At 56.0% G+C, this 19,664-nt stretch carries 13 protein-coding genes, 1 tRNA gene and 1 pseudogene; 10 read left to right on the top strand and 5 right to left on the bottom strand.

From position 1 onward, the window contains the following. Positions 1–436: 436 nt before the first annotated feature. Together AQS70_RS24290 and AQS70_RS24285 are read left to right on the top strand one after the other, a co-directional pair. Positions 437–1,213: pseudogene (locus tag AQS70_RS24290) on the top strand (HAMP domain-containing protein); the annotation flags it as partial. After that, entirely contained in the window at positions 1,187–2,071 is an 885-nt protein-coding gene (locus tag AQS70_RS24285) for a methyl-accepting chemotaxis protein (protein ID WP_420912344.1), read from the top strand. The pseudogene AQS70_RS24290 and the gene AQS70_RS24285, both read left to right, overlap by 27 nt. 69 nt (positions 2,072–2,140) lie before the next feature. Here the strand turns inward: AQS70_RS24285 and AQS70_RS08045 are convergent, their stop codons facing one another. The 3 genes from AQS70_RS08045 to AQS70_RS08035 form a co-directional block, all read right to left on the bottom strand. Next, on the bottom strand, positions 2,141–3,694 hold the full coding sequence (locus AQS70_RS08045) for an ABC transporter permease (protein WP_055102333.1): 1,554 nt from the start codon (positions 3,692–3,694) through the stop codon (positions 2,141–2,143). Next, a complete protein-coding gene (locus tag AQS70_RS08040) occupies positions 3,694–4,716 on the bottom strand; it encodes an iron ABC transporter substrate-binding protein (protein WP_055102332.1) in 1,023 nt (340 codons plus the stop codon). Before AQS70_RS08040 ends, AQS70_RS08045 begins: the two co-directional genes overlap by 1 nt. 203 nt (positions 4,717–4,919) lie before the next feature. Then, positions 4,920–5,006: transfer RNA gene (locus AQS70_RS08035), tRNA-Leu, on the bottom strand. 223 nt (positions 5,007–5,229) lie between these two features. Between AQS70_RS08035 and rnr the strand changes: the two genes are divergently transcribed. From rnr to dnaB, 7 genes are all read left to right on the top strand, one after another. After that, positions 5,230–7,902, top strand: a complete 2,673-nt coding sequence (gene rnr / locus AQS70_RS08030; RefSeq protein ID WP_055102331.1) for a ribonuclease R — start codon at positions 5,230–5,232, stop codon at positions 7,900–7,902. Further along, a complete protein-coding gene (gene rlmB, locus AQS70_RS08025) occupies positions 7,899–8,666 on the top strand; it encodes a 23S rRNA (guanosine(2251)-2'-O)-methyltransferase RlmB (RefSeq protein ID WP_055102330.1) in 768 nt (255 codons plus the stop codon). The genes rnr and rlmB overlap by 4 nt, the downstream gene beginning before the upstream one ends. A 281-nt stretch (positions 8,667–8,947) precedes the next feature. Continuing rightward, a complete protein-coding gene (rpsF, locus tag AQS70_RS08020) occupies positions 8,948–9,373 on the top strand; it encodes a 30S ribosomal protein S6 (RefSeq protein ID WP_003439045.1) in 426 nt (141 codons plus the stop codon). 28 nt (positions 9,374–9,401) lie between these two features. Continuing rightward, positions 9,402–9,632, top strand: a complete 231-nt coding sequence (gene rpsR, locus AQS70_RS08015; RefSeq protein WP_003171373.1) for a 30S ribosomal protein S18 — start codon at positions 9,402–9,404, stop codon at positions 9,630–9,632. Between the two features lie 36 nt (positions 9,633–9,668). Next, on the top strand, positions 9,669–10,565 hold the full coding sequence (locus AQS70_RS08010; protein WP_055102329.1) for a YybS family protein: 897 nt from the start codon (positions 9,669–9,671) through the stop codon (positions 10,563–10,565). Positions 10,566–10,584: 19 nt separating this feature from the next. Beyond that, entirely contained in the window at positions 10,585–11,031 is a 447-nt protein-coding gene (gene rplI / locus AQS70_RS08005) for a 50S ribosomal protein L9 (RefSeq protein ID WP_048366584.1), read from the top strand. A 121-nt stretch (positions 11,032–11,152) separates the two neighbouring features. Then, positions 11,153–12,547 (top strand): replicative DNA helicase, encoded by a 1,395-nt coding sequence (gene dnaB, locus AQS70_RS08000; RefSeq protein WP_055102328.1) that lies wholly within the window; start codon positions 11,153–11,155, stop codon positions 12,545–12,547. Positions 12,548–12,563: 16 nt separating this feature from the next. On the opposite strand, the gene AQS70_RS07995 is transcribed toward dnaB, so the two are convergent. Beyond that, entirely contained in the window at positions 12,564–16,652 is a 4,089-nt protein-coding gene (locus tag AQS70_RS07995; RefSeq protein ID WP_055102327.1) for a dermonecrotic toxin domain-containing protein, read from the bottom strand. 241 nt (positions 16,653–16,893) lie between these two features. Here AQS70_RS07995 and AQS70_RS07990 point away from each other — a divergent pair, with 241 nt between their 5' ends. After that, positions 16,894–19,200, top strand: coding sequence for a YgiQ family radical SAM protein (locus AQS70_RS07990; RefSeq protein WP_055102326.1), 2,307 nt, complete (start codon positions 16,894–16,896; stop codon positions 19,198–19,200). Between the two features lie 100 nt (positions 19,201–19,300). On the opposite strand, the gene AQS70_RS07985 is transcribed toward AQS70_RS07990, so the two are convergent. Next, positions 19,301–19,495, bottom strand: coding sequence for a hypothetical protein (locus tag AQS70_RS07985; protein WP_055102325.1), 195 nt, complete (start codon positions 19,493–19,495; stop codon positions 19,301–19,303). Positions 19,496–19,664: the final 169 nt, after the last annotated feature.

Here is a 19,664-nt window from a genome sequence, read left to right as displayed (position 1 = left end):
TCCAGATTGCGCATTTGCTGGCGAATCCATGATGCTCGGCAGCTCCTACGGTAGATAGGCTCACGGCACGACCCTTGCTTTAATATCCCGATTAGGGTGCTATCAAAATAATGGCACCGTTGTGGAGGGGTTTTCCGTGTCTGCCGTACTCTCGTTGTTACAAAGCCGTTTATTGCGGCCGGTATTCGTTACCCTTGGTATCGCTCTTTTGGTGCAAGTGCTGGTGGCTGTCGCCCTCACACGCAGCACGGTCACGGCTCTACAGGCAGATTTGGATGCGGGGCTGAGTGCAGATAGCAAGCATTTGACGGCGGAACTGGAGTTGGCGGGGCGTGAGGTCAAGAGCAACCTTGAAGGGTTGTCCGCCAGCACCCGGCAACGGCTGACCGCTGGCTTGGAATCGCGTCTTAAAGATGAGCAAGCGCAACTGTTAGAGATGCTCGAACAGAGCCTCAAAGACTCTGCGAATGACATGGCGCAATTGTTGGCCGCGGTAGCGCCGCGTGCCATTTGGGACAGTGATGTGCCGACGCTGTCTGAATTCGCTCGGCGTGCTCAGCGTAATCCGAATGTGTTGTTCGTGGTGTATGACGACGTTTCGGGGCAGCATCTGACGCGCTACCTCAATCGTGATAACCCGATCAACAAAGCACTGCTGGAGAAGGGCAAGGGCGATCGTGCGCTGGATAAAGTGCTGGATGCTGCGCGTTCCGATCCGCAGGTGTATTACCTCGAAGCGCCGATCAGCCCGAACGGGGTTGAGATCGGTAAAGTCTTGATGGGTGTTTCTAGGGCGTCGGTCCAGCAGTCTTTGGCGGCGCTTGATAAGCGTTTTGCGGCACTGATTGCCAGCAGTGATCAATTGGTCGGCGAAAGCCTACAAGGCGCGGCCAGCGACAGCTCCAAAGCGTTGGGGGATCGTTTGGAGTCTGCTCAGGCTGCGGCTGCGCAAATGCAGACCAATACCGCGCAGACTGTGAGCGAGGCGGCAGACGCCTTGCGCTGGCGCATAGGGCTGAGTCTGGCTTTGGTGGGGCTAGGCGTTTTGCTGTTGCTGGCAGTGGTGCTGGGGCGGCGCGTGGTGAGCAAGTTACTTCTGCTCAATGCAGCCTTAAATGATTTGGCGGCGGGTGAGGGCGACCTGACCAAGCGCGTGGGCTTAAACAGCAAAGATGAAATTGGCGACATGGCGGCGGCGGTCAATAGCTTTGTTGATAAGTTGCAGCCCATCGTGCGTGAGGCGGGGGATGTGGCCCAGCGCACAGGGCTTGAGATTGGGGCGATGACCCTGCGCAATGCTGGGGCGGATGCCGCCGCACAGTTGCAGCGTGACGAAGTGGCGCAAAGCCTTGAGGCGCTGTCGACCATGGCGGATGCGGCGCAGTCTGAAAGCCAAGCGATGCAGGCGGCGCTCAAGCAGGTGGTGGATATTCGTCAGGCCACGGATGAAAACACCCGCACCTCTGCTCAAGTGGGTGGCTTGATTGAAGCGTTGGCTGGGCAAGTGGGCGAAGGGGCTAAAGTCATCGAGCGCCTGGCACAGCAAAGCGAGCAAATCGAAGTGGTGCTGACGGTGATCCACGGCATTGCCGAGCAAACCAATCTACTGGCCCTGAACGCAGCCATTGAAGCAGCGCGCGCGGGCGAGACGGGCCGCGGCTTTGCTGTGGTGGCCGATGAGGTGCGGGCGTTGGCGAGCAAGACGCAAAGCTCCACTGGCGATATTCAGGCCCATATCGTGGCCTTGCAGCAGGGGGCTAAGGAAGCGGTAGCCGCGATTGCGCAAGCGGGTCGCCAGGCGGATGAGGGATTGGCGGTGCTCCGCGGCAGTGTGAAATTGCAGAAGACTGTGCAGGCGTCGGTTGAGCAAGTGCACACGGCGATAGACGATGCGACCAAAGCGGCCGCGCATCAAGCGCAGGGCGCGAATGCGGTGCGTGGCCGGGTCGAGGTGATTCATGCGCAGGCTGAGCGAGCGGCTGAAGCGGTGACGCAGACGACGGCCAGTGGCAAGGTGCTGGACAGCTTGGCGGAGCAATTAAGGGCGAGCTTAGGGCAGTTCAGGGCCTAAGCCTGTGGCCGCTGGCGAGGTATGAGACTGCGATGGGCGTAGGCTCGTACCTCGTCAGCGACCAAAGGATTAGCGGCTCAAGTACATGCGCGTGGTCAGCAGATACACCGGTAAACCCGACACTACGATCAACAGCGCGGCATAGGGTGCGGCTGCCGCAAACTCGACATTTGAGGTGTGCGCCCACACTTGTGTGGCCAAGGTGTTAAGCCCGGTAGGGCTGAGCAGCAAGGTCGCTGTCAGCTCTTTCATGGCGTCCAAAAACACCAGCGCAAACGCGGCCCCGAGTGCCGGGAAGATGATCGGCAAGGTTACTCGGCAAAAAGCCGAGAACGAAGACGCGCCCAAGGTGCGTGCAGCCTCTTCCAGTTGCGGCGCAGCTTTGTTCAGCGCGGTACGAATCGGTGCCTGCGCCAGTGGCAAAAACAGCAGTGCATAGGCAATCAGCAACAACGCTGATGTTTGATACAGCACCGGCACGTAATGCAGTGAGAAGTACACCAGCGCCAGTGCAATCACCAAGCCCGGCAGGGCATGCAGCAGGTACGGCAAGCGCTCAGCCCAAATGGCTAATTGGCCTTTATAGCGCACCACCAGCAAGCCCACCGGAACGGCCAACACCAGACACAACGCTGCGCCGCCCAAAGACAATGCCAGCGATGAGAGCAACGCTTCGCCAATCGCCGCCATCGGAAAGGCGGCAGAGCTGCCTTTGATCAGCCAGTACGCCAGCATCCCCAGCGGGATACCGCTGCCGATCACCGCCAGTAGCAGGCAATACACTTGCCCCAGCAGTGACCACTTGCCCAATCGCACTTGCTCGGCGTGACGTGCTGCGCCTTGGCCGATACGAATGTGCCGTCCTTTGCCGCGTACCTTTAACTCCAGCCACAGCAGGCTAAGGCACATCACCAGCAACACCGCAGACAGCATGGCGGCATTGGCATTGCTGAACTCCAGCTCAAACTGCTGATAGATCGCGGTGGTGAAGGTTTGCAGGCCGATAATTGACAGTGCGCCGAACTCGACCAGCATGTGCAAGGCAATCAGCAGCGAGCCCGCCAGTAGCGAAGGCCAGAGCAGAGGGAGGGTGATCTTGAAAAACACTCCCCAGCGGTTCTGTCCCAAGGTGCGAGCTGATTCTTCAAGGGCTGGGTCAAGGTTGCGCAGTGTGGCAGCGACCGGTAGAAAAATCAGCGGGTATTTGGACAGGCTCATCACCAGAATGGCCCCGCCCAAGCCCTCGAAGCTGGCGCTGAGCGAAACCCAAGTGAAGCTACTGACAAAGGCCGGTACCGCAAATGGCAGGCATAGAATCACACCCCATAGGCGCCGCCCCGGTAGGTTGCTGCGCTCCAATAACCACGCCAACGACAGCCCCACTAATGCACAGGTGAGGGTGACGCCCACCATCAGCAGCAACGTATTGCGCATCAAGCCAAACACGTACGGGCGCCACAGCAAGTTCAGTGCCTGCGCCCAGCCCGCCTGCCACGCTTTGGTGATGACATACAGCAAAGGTAGCAAGCTAAGCCCGATCAGCAGCAAGACAGGCAGCAGTAGCCAGATAGACGGCTTTTTGCGTTTCAGGGCATAGCGCGCTGTGGAGGCGGGGGTGAGCATCAGAGCAGACCGGTATCGCGTTCGAGGTCTAAAGCTTCTTCAGCGTTGCCCAAATCGGCCGGGGTGATTTTCGGCGGTTGCAACTCATCAAAAGGCTTGAGGCCGCGGTCCGACACCATGCCTTTGCGCATCGGGTATTCGGCCGTGGTGTTGGTGATCACGCGTTGGCCTTCTTCGCTGGCCATGTACGCGAGCAGTTGCTGAGCTTCTTTAGGGTGCTTGCTCGCCTTCAGCACGCCAGCGCTGGAAACAGTGACGAGACCACCTGCATCACCATCGGTGAAGTAGTACAGTTTGGAGTCCAAGTTGCCTTTTTCTTTCTGCAAAGCAAACCAGTAATAGTTGTTCACCAGCACCGCAGCGACTTCGCCATTTTCTACGGCTTTGAGTGCAACCATGTTGTTGGTGTAAGTTTTGCCGAAGGCGCGCAGGCCGGTCAGCCATTCTTCAGCGGCGTCACGCCCATGCAGTTTGATGATTGCTACGGCTTGTTCTTGAAACGCGCCGCTGGTCGGAACGAAGCCGACTTTGCCTTGCCACTCAGGTTTAGCGAAATCCAGAACCGTTTTTGGCAGTTCTCCTTCTTTGATCAGTTTGGGATTAAACGCGACGACGCGGGTGCGCGCAGTGACGCCGATCCAAGTGCCATTGGCGGCCACATACTCCTTGGGCAGCGCTTGCAGCGTGCTGTCGTTGGCCTTGGCTAAAAAGCCTTGCTCACCCAGATTATTCAGGGGCGGCGACTCCTCGGCGTAAAACACGTCAGCCGGGGAGCGGTCGCCTTCTTCCATGATCTGGCTGGCCAGTTGGTTGCTGCTACCTTTGCGCACATTTACGTGGATGCCGGTTTTGGCTTCAAAGGCTTTGGCGAGATTGTCGCCGACTTCTTTGTGTTGGCCGTTATACAGCGTCAGGGTGACGGGGTCGGCAGCGTAGGCGGGGGCGGTCAGTGCAAGACCGAGAATGGTTAGCGTCAGGCCGCGCAGTAGAGATGTCGCAAGCCGGGTATTTCGGAGCATCATTCGCTGGGTTCCTCTCTTTGGTGCTACAAGACTTGTAACAATAATAAACGATATTGTTTCTCAAGTGCGCTTGAAAACGATGGCGATAGACGTATGGAGAGGGGCGAAACGGGCTCTTTACTTAGCTCAGAAACGCAAAAACCCGCTTTCGCGGGGTTTTGTGATGCTTCACATCTTTTCAGTGAAAAACGTGAAGCTTGAATTGGTGCCCAGAAGAAGACTCGAACTTCCACGGCCTTGCGGCCACCAGCACCTGAAGCTGGCGTGTCTACCAATTTCACCATCTGGGCAGTATCTTCAACGTCACCGTTGTCGATGGCGCGCACTATACTGATGCCCTTTTTGGCTGTAAAGCGTTGCAGGTGTAAATTGTGGAAATATTTCCCGAACGGTTGGTCTACACCCTTAATACGTGTCAGAACGAGTTATTACGGCGCCGTATGAGTCCGAAATTTCCCGTTTCAATACGCGTATGCCAAACTAACCGCATATAGACAAGGTGAAAACTATCTAATGGCCGATTGGCAGACCCTCGATCCCGAGGCCGCACGTGAAGCGGAAAAATACGAAAATCCTATCCCAAGCCGCGAACTGATCCTTCAGCATCTGGCTGAACGCGGTTCGCCTGCTGCTCGCGAGCAGTTGGTCGCAGAGTTTGGGCTGACGACCGAAGACCAAATTGAAGCGTTGCGCCGTCGCCTGCGTGCGATGGAGCGCGATGCTCAACTGATTTACACCCGTCGCGGCACCTATGCGCCGGTGGACAAGCTTGATCTGATTCTGGGCCGCATCAGCGGGCACCGTGATGGGTTCGGCTTCTTGATTCCAGACGATGGCAGCGACGATCTATTCATGAGCCCCTCGCAGATGCGTTTGGTGTTCGATGGCGACCGTGCGCTGGCCCGTGTTTCGGGGCTGGACCGCCGAGGCCGCCGTGAAGGCGTGATCGTTGAAGTGGTGTCGCGCGCTCACGAAACCATCGTGGGTCGTTACTTCGAAGAAGGCGGCATCGGCTTTGTGGTCGCCGACAACCCGAAGATCCAGCAAGAAGTGCTGGTGACTCCGGGCCGTAATGCGGGTGCGAAGGTAGGGCAGTTCGTCGAAGTGAAGATCACTCACTGGCCGACCCCGCGCTTTCAGCCGCAGGGTGATGTGCTTGAAGTGGTGGGCAACTACATGGCGCCCGGCATGGAAATCGACATTGCGCTGCGCACCTATGACATTCCTCACGTCTGGCCAGAAGCTGTGCTTAAAGAAGCCAGCAAGCTCAAGCCTGAAGTCGAAGAAAAAGACAAAGAAAAACGCATCGACCTGCGTCATCTGCCGTTCGTCACCATCGACGGTGAAGATGCTCGTGACTTCGATGACGCGGTGTATTGCGAAGCCAAGCCTGGCAAATTGCGCCTGTTCGGTGGCGGCTGGAAGTTGTACGTGGCGATTGCCGACGTTTCCAGCTACGTGAAAATTGGCTCTGCGTTGGATGCGGAATCCCAAGTGCGCGGTAACTCGGTGTACTTCCCCGAGCGCGTGATTCCAATGCTTCCCGAGGAACTGTCCAACGGCCTGTGCTCGCTGAATCCGAAAGTTGACCGTTTGGCTATGGTGTGTGAGATGACCATCTCCAAAACCGGCGAAATGACTGACTATCAGTTCTATGAAGCGGTGATTCATTCTCAGGCGCGTCTGACCTATAACAAGGTCAGTACCATTCTTGAGCACCCGAAAACCAACGACGCCAAGCAATTGCGCGGCGAATACGCTGATGTCGTGCCGCATCTCAAGCAACTGTACGCGCTGTACAAAGTGTTGCTGGCAGCTCGCCATACCCGTGGTGCGATTGATTTTGAAACGCAGGAAACCCGAATCATCTTCGGCTCCGAGCGTAAAATCGCTGAAATTCGCCCAACCACGCGTAACGATGCGCACAAGTTGATTGAAGAGTGCATGCTGGCGGCCAACGTGGCCACCGCTGAGTTCCTCAAAAAGCACGAAATTCCGGCCTTGTACCGTGTGCACGATGGCCCACCGCCTGAGCGTCTAGAAAAACTCCGCGCGTTCTTGGGCGAGTTGGGTCTGACCCTGCATAAAGGCAAGGACGGGCCTTCGCCGAAGGACTATCAAGCGCTGCTTGAAACCATCAAAGATCGTCCGGACTTCCACCTGATCCAGACCGTGATGCTGCGTTCGTTGAGCCAAGCGGTGTACAGCGCTGATAACCAAGGCCACTTCGGCCTTAACTATGAAGCCTATACCCACTTCACTTCGCCGATTCGTCGCTACCCAGACCTGCTCACGCACCGGGCGATTCGCAGCGTTATCCATTCCAAACTGGATACCCCGCACGTTCGCCGTGCTGGCGCGATGACGATTCCTAAAGCGCGTATTTACCCGTACGACGAAGCGATCCTGGAGCAGCTTGGCGAACAGTGTTCGATGAGCGAGCGCCGTGCTGATGAAGCCACGCGTGACGTGACCAACTGGCTCAAGTGCGAGTTCATGAAGGATCGCGTTGGCGAGACGTTCCCAGGTGTGGTGACTGCGGTGACCGGCTTCGGTCTGTTTGTTGAATTGACAGACATTTACGTCGAAGGCTTAGTCCACGTCACGGCCTTGCCAGGCGATTACTACCACTTTGACCCTGTGCATCACCGCTTAGCGGGCGAGCGTACTGGTCGTAGCTTCCGCTTAGGTGACACGGTTGAAGTGCGGGTGATGCGCGTCGACCTAGACGAGCGCAAAATCGACTTCGAAATGGCTGAGAAAACCCTCAATGCGCCAATCGGTCGCAAAAATCAAAGCCGCACCAGTGATGCACCTGCACGCAAAAACGCAGGCAAATCGGGGACTAAGGCGACTGAGCCTCCGGCAGAAAGGGCTAAGCCCGCTGCTCGGCGCAGCGCACCGACCAAAGCCGTTAAAGCCCCATCTGATGAAGCTTATCGCTCAAGTGATGCCGCCGCTAAAAACGCCGAATTGCGTAAAAGCCGTGAATTGAAAAAGGCGCTGCTGGCCGACGCGAAAAACGGCGGTCGGACATCGGAGCCGGGAAAGTCGGGGAGGGCAGCACCCGCTAAAGAGGCGGGCAAGCCTTCCAAACCCAGCAAGCATCGTAAAGGCCCGCCAAAATCGGGCACTGCTCCAGCCAGCAAAAGCGGTGGGGCACGCAAACCTAAGGCCAAATCATGAGTCAGTTGGAAAAAATCTACGGCATTCACGCCGTAGAAGCGTTGCTTCGTCACCACCCAAAACGCGTTAAGCAAATCTGGTTGGCCGAAAGCCGCAACGATCCTCGCGTCCAGACCTTGGTCGCGCTGGCTGCTGAAAATCGTATTGATGTCGGCCAGGCCGAGCGCCGCGAAATGGACGCTTGGGTTGAGGGCGTGCACCAAGGTGTTGTGGCTGATGTCAGCCCGAGCCAGGTATGGGGCGAGGCCATGCTTAACGAATTATTGGATCGCACCGAAGGTGCCCCACTGATTCTGGTATTGGACGGCGTGACTGACCCGCATAACTTGGGCGCCTGCCTGCGTACCGCCGATGCGGCCGGTGCACTGGCCGTTATTGTGCCAAAAGACAAGTCGGCAACGCTAACCCCAACTGTACGAAAAGTGGCCTGCGGCGCGGCGGAAGTGATTCCGTTGGTGGCCGTAACTAACCTTGCTGCCACCCTGAAAAAGCTTCAGCAGCGCGGGTTGTGGATTGTCGGTACGGCGGGCGAAGCCGAGCAGGAGCTGTATGAGCAAGACCTGACAGGCCCGACCATCCTGATCATGGGGGCTGAAGGCAAAGGCATGCGTCGCCTGACCCGTGAGCATTGCGACTACTTGGTGCGTTTACCGATGGCAGGCAGTGTGAGCAGCTTGAACGTCTCGGTCGCGACCGGCGTTTGCCTGTTCGAAGCCCTGCGCCAGCGCAGCGTTAAAGCCAAGGCTCCCGCTAAGAAGAAATAAGCCACACACCGCCTTCAACTGTAGGAGCGCTTGCTTGCGATCTTTTGATCTTAAAAAGATCGCAGCCTTCGTTCCTCGACAGCTCCTACAGCCGAAGGGCGCTTGTATTGTTCAAATAATCACCAATCACCTTGCGCGCCTCTTGTCCCTTCTCTACAATTGCGCCCCTTGCCATCATGGCGGGCGCATATGTGCCTCTCTAGGCAAGACACACAAGTGTCATTCACTCCTTGTCTGACCGCTTTCAGTTAGCGGCAGGCTACAACCCGTAAGGAGCATTCATGCGTCATTACGAAATCATCTTTTTGGTCCATCCGGATCAAAGCGAACAAGTCGGCGGCATGGTAGAGCGTTACACCAAGCTGATCGAAGAAGACGGCGGCAAAATCCACCGTCTGGAAGATTGGGGCCGTCGTCAACTGGCCTATGCAATCAACAATGTTCACAAGGCTCACTACGTGATGCTGAACGTTGAGTGCACTGGCAAAGCCCTGGCTGAGCTGGAAGACAACTTCCGTTACAACGATGCTGTGATCCGTAACCTGGTCATCCGTCGCGACGAAGCCGTAACTGGCCAGTCCGAGATGCTCAAGGCTGAAGAGAACCGCAGTGAGCGCCGTGAGCGTCGTGACCGTCCTGAGCATTCTGACAGCGCCGATGGCGATGACAGCGATAACAGCGACGCCAGCGATAACGCTGACGAGTAATCCACGGACCTTTTGAGGAGCCAATTACATGGCACGTTTCTTCCGTCGTCGTAAATTCTGCCGCTTCACCGCAGAAGAAGTGAAAGAGATCGATTACAAAGATCTCAACACTCTGAAAGCTTACGTATCCGAGACCGGCAAAATTGTTCCAAGCCGCATCACCGGTACTAAAGCTCGTTATCAGCGTCAGCTGGCCACCGCTATCAAGCGCGCCCGCTTCCTGGCCCTGCTGGCCTACACCGACAGCCACGGCCGCTGAGACCGGGCAGTCGACAAGTAGTAAAGGATTGAATGCATGCGTGCCCTAGCTGAGTTCATCATGCGAGGCCGTGTGCAGGCCACGTTAGTCGTGGCCGGATGTGCGGCATTGCCGTTTTTGTTCTGGTTGAGTGCTGCTGCGGGTTGCCTTGTGCTCCTGCGGCGCGGTCCGAGAGATGCCGTGAGCATCCTCTCATGGGCTCTACTGCCGGCTTTAGTCTGGTGGTTTATGGGCGAACCCCGCACCTTGATGGTGCTGTTGGGAACCCTAGGATTGGCGATGATATTGCGCGCCGGTCAGCCTTGGTATCGCGTGCTGCTGGTCAGCGTAGCGTTGGGTGTGGTGTATGGCGTGATCCTGGGTACGGTTTTCCGCGAACCCATTGGTGCGATGGCGCAGGAGTTAGAAAAAATTCTGCCGCAGGTCCTCAGTGGGCTCTACGACAAGTTATCTGACGTAGAGCGAGCGCGCCTTGGAGCACTGATTGCACCCGTCCTTACCGGTTTGATTGCAGCTTTGATGCAGGTCGTCAGCGTGCTGAGCCTGATACTTGGGCGTTACTGGCAAGCGCTGTTGTACAACCCGGGCGGTTTTGCGAGCGAGTTTCGCAGCATCCGCCTACCGCTGGGTCCAGCGTTACTGTTGCTGGCGTGCATGCTTGTTGGGCCGAACGTTGGTCCGCAAATGGCCATGTTGACGCCGTTGTGCAGCGTAGCGTTGTTCTTCGCAGGTCTGTCCCTGATGCATGGGCTGGTTGCGATAAAGCGTCTGGCCAAGTTTTGGCTGGTGGGGTTGTACGTCACGCTGCTGCTGTTTATGCAGCTGATCTATCCGTTGCTCGTGGTTTTGGCCATTGTCGACAGCCTGATTGATTTTCGCGGACGTCTGGCGCCGAAAGACGCTGATAAGGGCTCTGCGGACGGTGAAGGTTAAAAGTTAAGAGGATTTTCACATGCAACTGATCCTTCTGGAAAAAGTCGCAAACCTGGGCAACCTGGGCGACAAAGTAAATGTTAAGGCCGGTTACGGTCGTAACTACCTGCTGCCGTACGGCAAAGCTACCGCTGCAACCGCTGCCAACCTGGCTGCGTTTGAAGAGCGTCGCGCTGAGCTGGAAAAAGCAGCAGCAGACAAAAAAGCTTCGGCTGAAACGCGTGCTGCTCAACTGGGCGAGCTGGAAGTGACTATCACTGCCACCGCCGGTGACGAAGGCAAGCTGTTCGGTTCGATCGGCACTCACGACATCGCTGATGCACTGACCGCCTCTGGCGTTGAAGTTGCAAAAAGCGAAGTTCGTCTGCCGAACGGCACTATCCGTAACGTGGGTGAATTCGACGTGGCCGTGCACCTGCACGCCGAAGTTGAAGCAACCGTACGCGTTGTTGTGGTAGCTGCTTAAGCAGTCTGACTGACTGGCACCGTGTGTGCTGGGCGGTTAACATCGGGCACGATCCTGTTTACAGGTCGTGCCCTTTGTGTTTCTGCTGACCTTGATTTTCACCCCAAATTGACACGTGGCCATGAACGATATTTCCGCTCCTGAGCAGTACGACCTGCAAACCGCAGCCCTAAAGGTGCCTCCGCACTCCATCGAGGCTGAACAGGCCGTGCTCGGTGGTTTGATGCTGGACAACAACGCCTGGGAACGCGTGTTGGATCAGGTGTCGGACGGTGATTTTTATCGGCATGACCATCGCCTGATTTTCCGCGCCATCGCCAAACTGGCAGACCAGAATTCCCCGATCGACGTCGTGACCCTTGCCGAGCAATTGGACAAGGAAGGTCAGACCTCGCAAGTCGGTGGTTTGGGCTACTTGGGCGAGCTGGCGAAAAACACCCCGTCAGTGGCGAACATCAAGGCGTATGCCCAGATCGTTCGTCAGCGTGCGACATTGCGCCAACTGATCGGTATCAGCACTGAAATTGCCGACAGCGCTTTCAACCCTGAAGGTCGAACTGCGGAAGAGATCCTCGACGAAGCCGAGCGTCAGATCTTCGCAATTGCCGAGGCTCGGCCTAAAACCGGCGGCCCGGTGAGTGTCAACGACCTGTTGACCAAAGCCATCGACCGTATCGACACCCTGTTTAATACTGATAACGCGATCACTGGCCTTTCCACTGGCTACACCGACCTCGATGGCATGACCAGCGGCTTGCAGCCTGCTGACTTGATCATCGTCGCCGGTCGTCCGTCCATGGGTAAAACCACGTTCGCGATGAACCTGGTGGAAAACGCGGTGTTGCGCAGCGAAAAAGCTGTATTGGTGTACTCGCTCGAGATGCCTGGCGAATCGCTGATCATGCGTATGCTGTCGTCCCTGGGGCGTATTGATCAGAGCAAAGTGCGCGCCGGTCGTCTCGAAGACGATGATTGGCCGCGTCTGACCTCGGCAGTCAATCTGCTCAATGACCGTAAGTTGTTTATCGACGACACGGCCGGTATCAGCCCCTCCGAGATGCGGGCGCGAACCCGGCGTCTGGTGCGTGAGCACGGTGACATCGGCCTGATCATGATCGACTACCTGCAATTGATGCAGATCCCGGGTTCGGGCGGGGATAACCGAACTAACGAAATTTCCGAGATCTCGCGTTCCTTGAAGGCGCTGGCCAAAGAATTCAATTGCCCGGTTGTGGCGCTGTCACAGCTAAACCGTTCTCTTGAGCAACGACCTAACAAGCGCCCGATCAACTCCGACTTGCGTGAATCAGGAGCGATCGAGCAGGATGCCGACGTCATCATGTTCGTGTACCGGGATGAGGTCTATCACCCAGAAACCGAACATAAAGGCATTGCGGAAATCATCATCGGCAAACAGCGTAACGGCCCGATCGGTACTGCACGTTTGGCCTTTATCGGCAAATACACCCGCTTCGAAAACTTGGCGCCGGGCAGTTACAACTTCGACGACGAATAAACACCCTCTTGTGTATTTACGGGAGGGCTGGCCCAAATAGCTTTTTGATTATTTGCTCGCTGTACTCATAGTTCCAGCGCAATTCGGCGCCTACAGGGATGGCTTCACTGGTAACCAGTGCGGTTAATTGAAGACGTTGCATGGGTTCGGTGCCTTTTTGCACATGCATATCAAAAGGCACGGCCTCCACGTTATAGCCGGCCGCGGCTTGCCGCACTGGGAGGCCATCTTCGTACTCAAAAATAGTATTAATGCGCGAGGTAATGTTGTCGCCAGAGAGCAGCAAATCACGGCTTATCGCAGAGGGGCCGGGCGCACCGTGCTTGGGTAAGTGGTGGGGCTCGGCAGACAACAGATAGGGGTCTTTGCGGTAAACGGCCACGCTTTTTGGTAGCAATTCCCCGCCATAAAGCCCTAGAACTTCACCCTTTGTCAGAGCTCGTCTTGCGACCACCGTTTTCTCGCCAATTAAAGCGCTTTCCAAAGGCGACTTCAGGTGCGTAGCCGCGAAGGTGACGAGCTCCATTTTTTCTTCGTACAACCGCGCTACTTTTTCGTAGCCTTCCCACTGAATGTAAGGGATCAGCTTGTTTTTGGAGATTTTGATTTCCGAAGTCAGAGACTTGCCTGTGGCCTGAATGAGCCGTATGCGTAAGGGCTGGCCGTCAACGTCACGGATCGGGTAGCGACCATTATTGGCCCGGTTATACCGGCGTCGGTAGTTTTGACTGTGCTGATAGCTCTCTTGTGAGCGCATTTGCATCAGCTCTAGTGGGGTATAGGGTTCAGGTGCAAAGCTTTCGTCGGCTGACACGTACTCGTCGGACGACTCTGCAGTTTCAAAGTCATCGTCAGTGGATTCCAGCCCACTGGTAGGGCTGTGCGATTGTTCTCCCTCTCGGGCATCCGCGCTGCGACGCATTGATGGGGAGTCCGGCATGCCTCCCAGCAGCTTGCCTTTATGTGCATCGATTTCCCAGGTGCCGTTTATATTTCTGCGCACATAGGGCTTGTAAGCTCTGGAAGGGCTGCGCGCATCAATCAGCTGCCAACCCCATTTATCGGACTTGACGCGGTAATACTGCTCACCTTCGAGCACAAAATGCCGGAAGAACCCATCAGACCCGGGTGATGCTTCATAGACTCCATCGGCCCTTAATGTCAGATCTTTCGGGGCGACCGGCTCTGCGAAGTTTGGGTCGAGCGGGTACCCAGGTGACGACGAAGGTAAAACACTTGACCGTACAACCCTCACTGGCAGCAAAGACGCGTTGGTTGAACGGAGGCTGTGCTCGCGAACGGCCTCTTTGAGCGAAGTGGTGTGCGTCAGCTCAAAAAGGGTGGTGCGCTGTGCTGGAGTCAACGTGTATTCGATCGCGGTGAGCAAGTCTGTCGCGCTACCGATGGCTTCGCCTGTTGAGTGATGAGCGGCATACAGATCACCTTTGGGCGTCAGTATGTAGCGGCCTGCTTCGCGCACGACACCCGAGCTGGCGTGCAGTTTTCCAAATGAGAAGTCGCTGCGTATTTCAATTTGATGCGAGGCTGGCCAGCCGGGCAATTGTTCGAGTACGGACAGAATCGTAGTCACGCTTTCGGGGGGGCAAGCAGAGTCCAGAAAGAGCCCTTCCCGCATCCGGCTGGCACTCAGTTGTTCTGCGTAACGATCCGCTTCCCAGTGTTGTAATTCATTCAAGGGGTCTTTTCGCAGCAGCTGTAAATACTCTTCATTGCTGAGCACCTTAATAACTTCTTCGCGATAGCTCTTTGACAACTCAGGGCGAAGGTTGTGTAAGTACTGCTCGGGTAACGACGTCGGCGCCTCGGTCTGGGCGTAAATTGACTTCATCAACTGCTGTTTATTCGTCGCTAGCTCGTCAGTCAGGCGAATGGCCAGCTTCTCGACGTTGCTGAAATACGGGAGCGCTTCGGCGGGCACCTTAATGGGCTTGGTAAGGCTGTCAAACATATCAGCAGGCAATTGCTCTTCCAGCACATGCAATAGCTCGCCTTTTTTAAAACGCGCCAGCGGCACCCTTAGCTCGGAACCGGAGCTGCCGTGCACCAATACGGTGTTCTGTTGTGAGTCTATAACCCTCAAAATTCGATTGTTTGGCCATTCAGGCAGACGTGTGATCAGGTGAAACTGCATCAGAGGGGTGTTGGGCGCCAGCTGTTTTCCGTCTGCATGGTTGAGTTTGAATGTATTTATTTCATCGTCCAGCTTGAAGCGCTTAATGGCATCGGTCAGTAACGGTGGCGGGTGCAACATTTCCTGATGAAGTTGTAAAAGCGTAGAGCCGTCTTCGTCAGCGACATGCAATATCGCCGCTACCTTAGGCTGAGTTATGAATGAGGCTTGGTGGCCTAAGCGTTTAAGGCGCTTCAATAGATCCCAGTCTTTTGGGATCTCGTGCTCCATTCGCCAATTACCCTTGCCGTTGGTCAGCAAGTTCGGTGTGTAAGCATCAGCAGCGTAAGGGTGTTGCAGTTGCCAGCGTTGAGTCTGCGGGTCGTACCCAACCGCATGCAGGTGCTCGTCGAGCTTTATGTAATGCTGCTGATCATGCTCATACAGACTGAATTCGTCTGGTATCGCGTCTTCTGGCAGTCCGTAGAGGTGGCGATAAGGTGTCAGGTCTGGGTTCCACAGGCGCGGACTTTGGTTGCGCAGCTTGATCTTGATCAACCCCGCCGTAAATCCGCCGGTTTTGATCGCGCCGACGGTGACCACGGCCAATGCCACGTTGTCGACCACATCCATCAGGCAGTTCAAGGCTTCGTCGCTGTCGCCTCGGCTCCACGCCTCGAAACCGTGATAAACGGTGCTTATTAACTGTGCCGCAGTGACCGCCAATAACACCTCGCCAACGATCGGCACGAACGAGGCGGCAAAGAACAGCAGTGCTTTGCCCGTTTCCCGGTAATGTTCTAGGCGTTGCTCTCGCGCGCGCTTATCCACTGCGGCTGTCGATACCAATAGCGCTCGGCCATAGCTTTTTATCTGATTGATCTGTTGTTGGGCGATTGCGTCAAACGCATTGCACTGGATGTCGGTGAGTGCCACTAATTGGTCAATGTGCGAATGAACAGCGCCCTGAGCATATTTGCCCGGCTGGATGCCCGGTGAGGTGTGTGAAACCGTAAACAAAGTACCCCGATAGCGGTGTGGCACCAGCTGATTGAAGAACGCCATGTAGTCCGGTATTAGCAGGCGATTGGCGAGCTCACTTTTGAGTTCGTCTAGGGACGTATGCTGGCGAAACAAAGCGAGTGGATCGTGCGGCGTATAGAGAAGGATCTGACGGGCAACGCTTCGATGGGTGAACACCAGTACATTCGGCAGTGCCACACCGTTAATGGTCAGGTGGCTGCTTTCCCAGTCCGAATGTCGACCATGGCCTTGCAGACTCAGCAGTTGCTGATAAACAGAGTGGCTAAGTTTGTCCCGAAGCAGCGCAATGTGTAAGGCCACCTCAAAGTCATCCTGTTCCTTTTGAGCGAACACTTGCTTCACTTGATCTTTGGTTCGTGCAGTCTGTGAGGCGGGCAGTGGCGTCAAGATTTCATCAAGGTGGTGCTGGTACTGGGCGCCCAAATTCAGTTTTCGGCACATGCCAGCAAAGCGTGTGGCTGAAATAGTTAACGGCTTTCTGGTCGGTGATGTGTTGGTGAAGAGGCCAGTGCCAGACTCCATCCCTCCGTCCTCAGCTTCTGAAGATTGAAAGTTCTGCATCGCAGCTTCAAGCAGTGGGTGCATCGAGAACGCGACATGGGTTTTGATAAGCCCAAGCAGATGACTGTTTTTTAAATCGCGGACAAAGATATGCTTTTTGTCATCCACTGCTCCTCTGAATGTGTCTTGTAAGGCTTGCTCAAATAAGGGCTTGCTGAATGTCAGCGGGCTTTGTACTTCGGCCATTAACTCGCTGAGATCGTGTCGAGACTGATTACTCTTGAGCAGGCTGCTGCGCAATGCCGTGCGAATCGCTAGCGGGGCTTGCTTCACCCATTCGGGTAACTGTGATGCGATGAAATCAGCGTGCGCCAGTGCAGGGGGCGCCAAGGTGGCTGGCTCTGTCTGTGCATGAGTCAGGTCGTTCATTGAAGGCTCCAAGGGTAGGGTGCTAAATGACCTCAGGTTACCCGTGGGCTTTCTTAAATAAGCGTTACCTATATAGGTGCTTGGACGCGGCTGATCCTTGGACGTGCGCGGCGCAAGAATACGTTGTGATTAAAGCCGACCATTGCCGTCGGGATTGGTCATTTTTTGTGCTATATTGCGCGCCCGCGAATTTCTCAGTAAATAGCGCGTCCTTTCTTTGCACTCAACACCGGTCATCGACATGCAAGCAGCGAAGCCAATTTTTGACTATCCCAAGTACTGGGCCGAATGTTTCGGGCCAGCGCCATTCCTGCCTATGAGCAGGGAGGAGATGGATCAGCTTGGCTGGGATTCATGCGACATCATCATCGTCACCGGTGATGCCTATGTCGATCACCCTTCATTTGGCATGGCGATTATTGGGCGCTTGCTGGAGTCGCAAGGCTTTCGCGTGGGCATCATTGCTCAGCCGAACTGGCAGTCCAAAGACGACTTCATGAAGCTGGGCGAGCCGAACCTGTTCTTCGGCGTCGCTGCCGGCAACATGGACTCGATGATCAACCGCTATACCGCTGATAAAAAAGTCCGCTCCGATGACGCCTACACGCCCGGGGGCATGGCGGGCAAGCGTCCAGATCGCGCGAGCTTGGTGTACAGCCAGCGTTGTAAAGAAGCCTACAAGAATGTGCCGATTGTCCTCGGTGGTATTGAGGCTTCCCTGCGCCGTATCGCGCATTACGACTACTGGCAAGATCGCGTCCGCAACTCGATCTTGATCGACGCCTGCGCCGACATCCTGCTGTACGGCAACGCTGAGCGGGCCATTGTTGAAGTCGCGCAGCGCTTGTCTTATGGCCACAAAATCGAAGACATCACCGATGTGCGCGGCACCGCGTTTATTCGCCGTGACACGCCTAAAGACTGGTACGAAGTGGACTCCACGCGTATCGACCGTCCGGGCAAGATCGACAAGATCATCAACCCGTACGTGAACACCCAAGACACCCAAGCCTGTGCTATCGAACAGGAAAAAGGCCCGGTCGAAGATCCGAACGAAGCCAAGGTCGTGCAGATCTTGGCCAGCCCGCGTATGACCCGTGACAAAACGGTGATTCGCTTGCCGTCCGTTGAAAAGGTCCGTGCAGACGCCGTGCTGTATGCTCACGCCAACCGCGTGCTCCACCTCGAAACCAACCCAGGTAACGCCCGTGCGTTGGTGCAGAAGCATGGCGAAGTGGACGTCTGGTTCAATCCGCCGCCGATTCCGATGACCACCGAAGAGATGGATTACGTGTTTGGCATGCCATACGCACGTGTCCCGCACCCGGTCTACGGTAAGGAAAAAATCCCGGCCTACGACATGATTCGCTTCTCGGTGAACATCATGCGTGGCTGCTTCGGCGGTTGTACTTTCTGCTCGATCACCGAGCATGAAGGTCGGATCATCCAGAACCGCTCCGAAGAGTCGATCATTCGCGAAATCGAAGAGATCCGTGACAAGGTGCCGGGCTTCACCGGCGTCATCTCTGACCTCGGTGGCCCGACCGCGAACATGTACCGTATCGCGTGCAAAAGCCCGGAAATCGAATCCGCCTGCCGTAAGCCGTCGTGCGTGTTCCCAGGCATCTGCCCGAACCTGAACACCGACCACTCGTCGCTGATCCAGTTGTACCGCAGCGCTCGTGCCTTGCCAGGCGTGAAGAAAATTCTGATTGCTTCGGGCCTGCGTTACGACCTTGCGGTTGAGTCGCCGGAATACGTTAAAGAGCTGGTGACCCACCACGTGGGTGGTTACCTGAAGATCGCCCCGGAACACACCGAGGAAGGTCCGCTCAACCAGATGATGAAGCCAGGCATTGGCAGCTATGACAAGTTCAAGCGCATGTTTGAGAAGTACACCAAGGAAGCGGGCAAAGAGCAGTACCTGATTCCGTACTTCATTGCCGCGCACCCTGGCACTACCGACGAAGACATGATGAACCTTGCGTTGTGGCTCAAGGGCAACGGTTTTAGGGCGGATCAGGTGCAGGCGTTCTATCCGTCGCCAATGGCCACGGCTACAGCGATGTATCACTCAGGCAAGAACCCGCTGCGCAAGGTCACTTACAAGAGTGACGGTGTGACTATCGTTAAGAGCGAAGAGCAGCGTCGTTTGCACAAGGCGTTCTTGCGCTATCACGACCCTAAGGGCTGGCCAATGCTGCGCGAAGCGTTGACGCGCATGGGCCGTGCCGACTTGATTGGTTCGGGTAAAGATCAACTGATCCCGCTTCATCAGCCTGCGACCGACAGCTATCAAAGCGCTCGCCGTAAAAACTCGACCCCTGCGGGCAGTCACAAGGTGGCGGGTGGCAAGACCACCAAGATCCTGACTCAGCACAACGGCCTGCCGCCACGTGCCAGTGATGGTGGTAACCCGTGGGACAAACGTGAAGAGGCCAAGGCTGCGGCGTTTGCCCGTAACAAACAGGCTGCCAAAGAGCGTCAGGAAGCCGCTAAGGGCGGTAAAGGCAAGAAGCCGACCCGCAAGCCTGTCGTACCGCGATAATGCAACTGTCCTGTAGGGGCGAGCTTCGCGATCTTTTGATCATTAAAGCTCGCTCTTACACGGTTTAGACGGCTTACAGCAGCCAGCCTTCGGGCTGGCGTTATGCTTTTTCTACGGGATCGTGCGCGGCGTCAGTGCCGTCTTCGATGACTTCCTGCTCTGCATCAAGCTCTTCTAGGTGTTCTACGTTGCCAGCTTCAGCGGCTGCTTTCTTGCGCGCGAGCTTTTCCTCTTTCTTCTGCTCTTTAGCCAAGTCTCGTTGACGCTTAGCGAAGTTATAGTTGGGTTTGGCCATGAGCGATCCTCTGGGGGTCGAAGGTGGGTTGAGCGGCGCGTATTCTGCCCTGTATTAGTGCCAAGCCGTTAGCCGGGTTTTGCCAGCAGGCTGTTTGAGAGTGAAAAACGACGCGACTCAGATCAAAAGGCGGGTGTGGATTAAACCCCGAAAACCTCTGGAATAGGGG

The organism is Pseudomonas endophytica, assembly GCF_001411475.1.
Classification (GTDB): Bacteria; Pseudomonadota; Gammaproteobacteria; order Pseudomonadales; family Pseudomonadaceae; genus Aquipseudomonas; species Aquipseudomonas endophytica.
This window is presented reverse-complemented; position numbering and strand designations above follow the sequence as displayed.

Excerpts from the sequence above, each read along its gene's own strand:
- AQS70_RS08010 (WP_055102329.1), top strand. The coding sequence starts at position 9,669 with ATGCGTGCCCTAGCTGAGTTCATCATGCGAGGCCGTGTGCAGGCCACG.
- AQS70_RS07985 (WP_055102325.1), bottom strand. The coding sequence starts at position 19,495 with ATGGCCAAACCCAACTATAACTTCGCTAAGCGTCAACGAGACTTGGCT.
- rpsR (WP_003171373.1), top strand. The coding sequence starts at position 9,402 with ATGGCACGTTTCTTCCGTCGTCGTAAATTCTGCCGCTTCACCGCAGAA.
- rnr (WP_055102331.1), top strand. The coding sequence starts at position 5,230 with ATGGCCGATTGGCAGACCCTCGATCCCGAGGCCGCACGTGAAGCGGAA.
- AQS70_RS08040 (WP_055102332.1), bottom strand. The coding sequence starts at position 4,716 with ATGATGCTCCGAAATACCCGGCTTGCGACATCTCTACTGCGCGGCCTG.
- AQS70_RS08045 (WP_055102333.1), bottom strand. The coding sequence starts at position 3,694 with ATGCTCACCCCCGCCTCCACAGCGCGCTATGCCCTGAAACGCAAAAAG.
- rpsF (WP_003439045.1), top strand. The coding sequence starts at position 8,948 with ATGCGTCATTACGAAATCATCTTTTTGGTCCATCCGGATCAAAGCGAA.
- dnaB (WP_055102328.1), top strand. The coding sequence starts at position 11,153 with ATGAACGATATTTCCGCTCCTGAGCAGTACGACCTGCAAACCGCAGCC.
- AQS70_RS07990 (WP_055102326.1), top strand. The coding sequence starts at position 16,894 with ATGCAAGCAGCGAAGCCAATTTTTGACTATCCCAAGTACTGGGCCGAA.
- AQS70_RS07995 (WP_055102327.1), bottom strand. The coding sequence starts at position 16,652 with ATGAACGACCTGACTCATGCACAGACAGAGCCAGCCACCTTGGCGCCC.
- rplI (WP_048366584.1), top strand. The coding sequence starts at position 10,585 with ATGCAACTGATCCTTCTGGAAAAAGTCGCAAACCTGGGCAACCTGGGC.
- rlmB (WP_055102330.1), top strand. The coding sequence starts at position 7,899 with ATGAGTCAGTTGGAAAAAATCTACGGCATTCACGCCGTAGAAGCGTTG.
- AQS70_RS24285 (WP_420912344.1), top strand. The coding sequence starts at position 1,187 with ATGGCGGCGGCGGTCAATAGCTTTGTTGATAAGTTGCAGCCCATCGTG.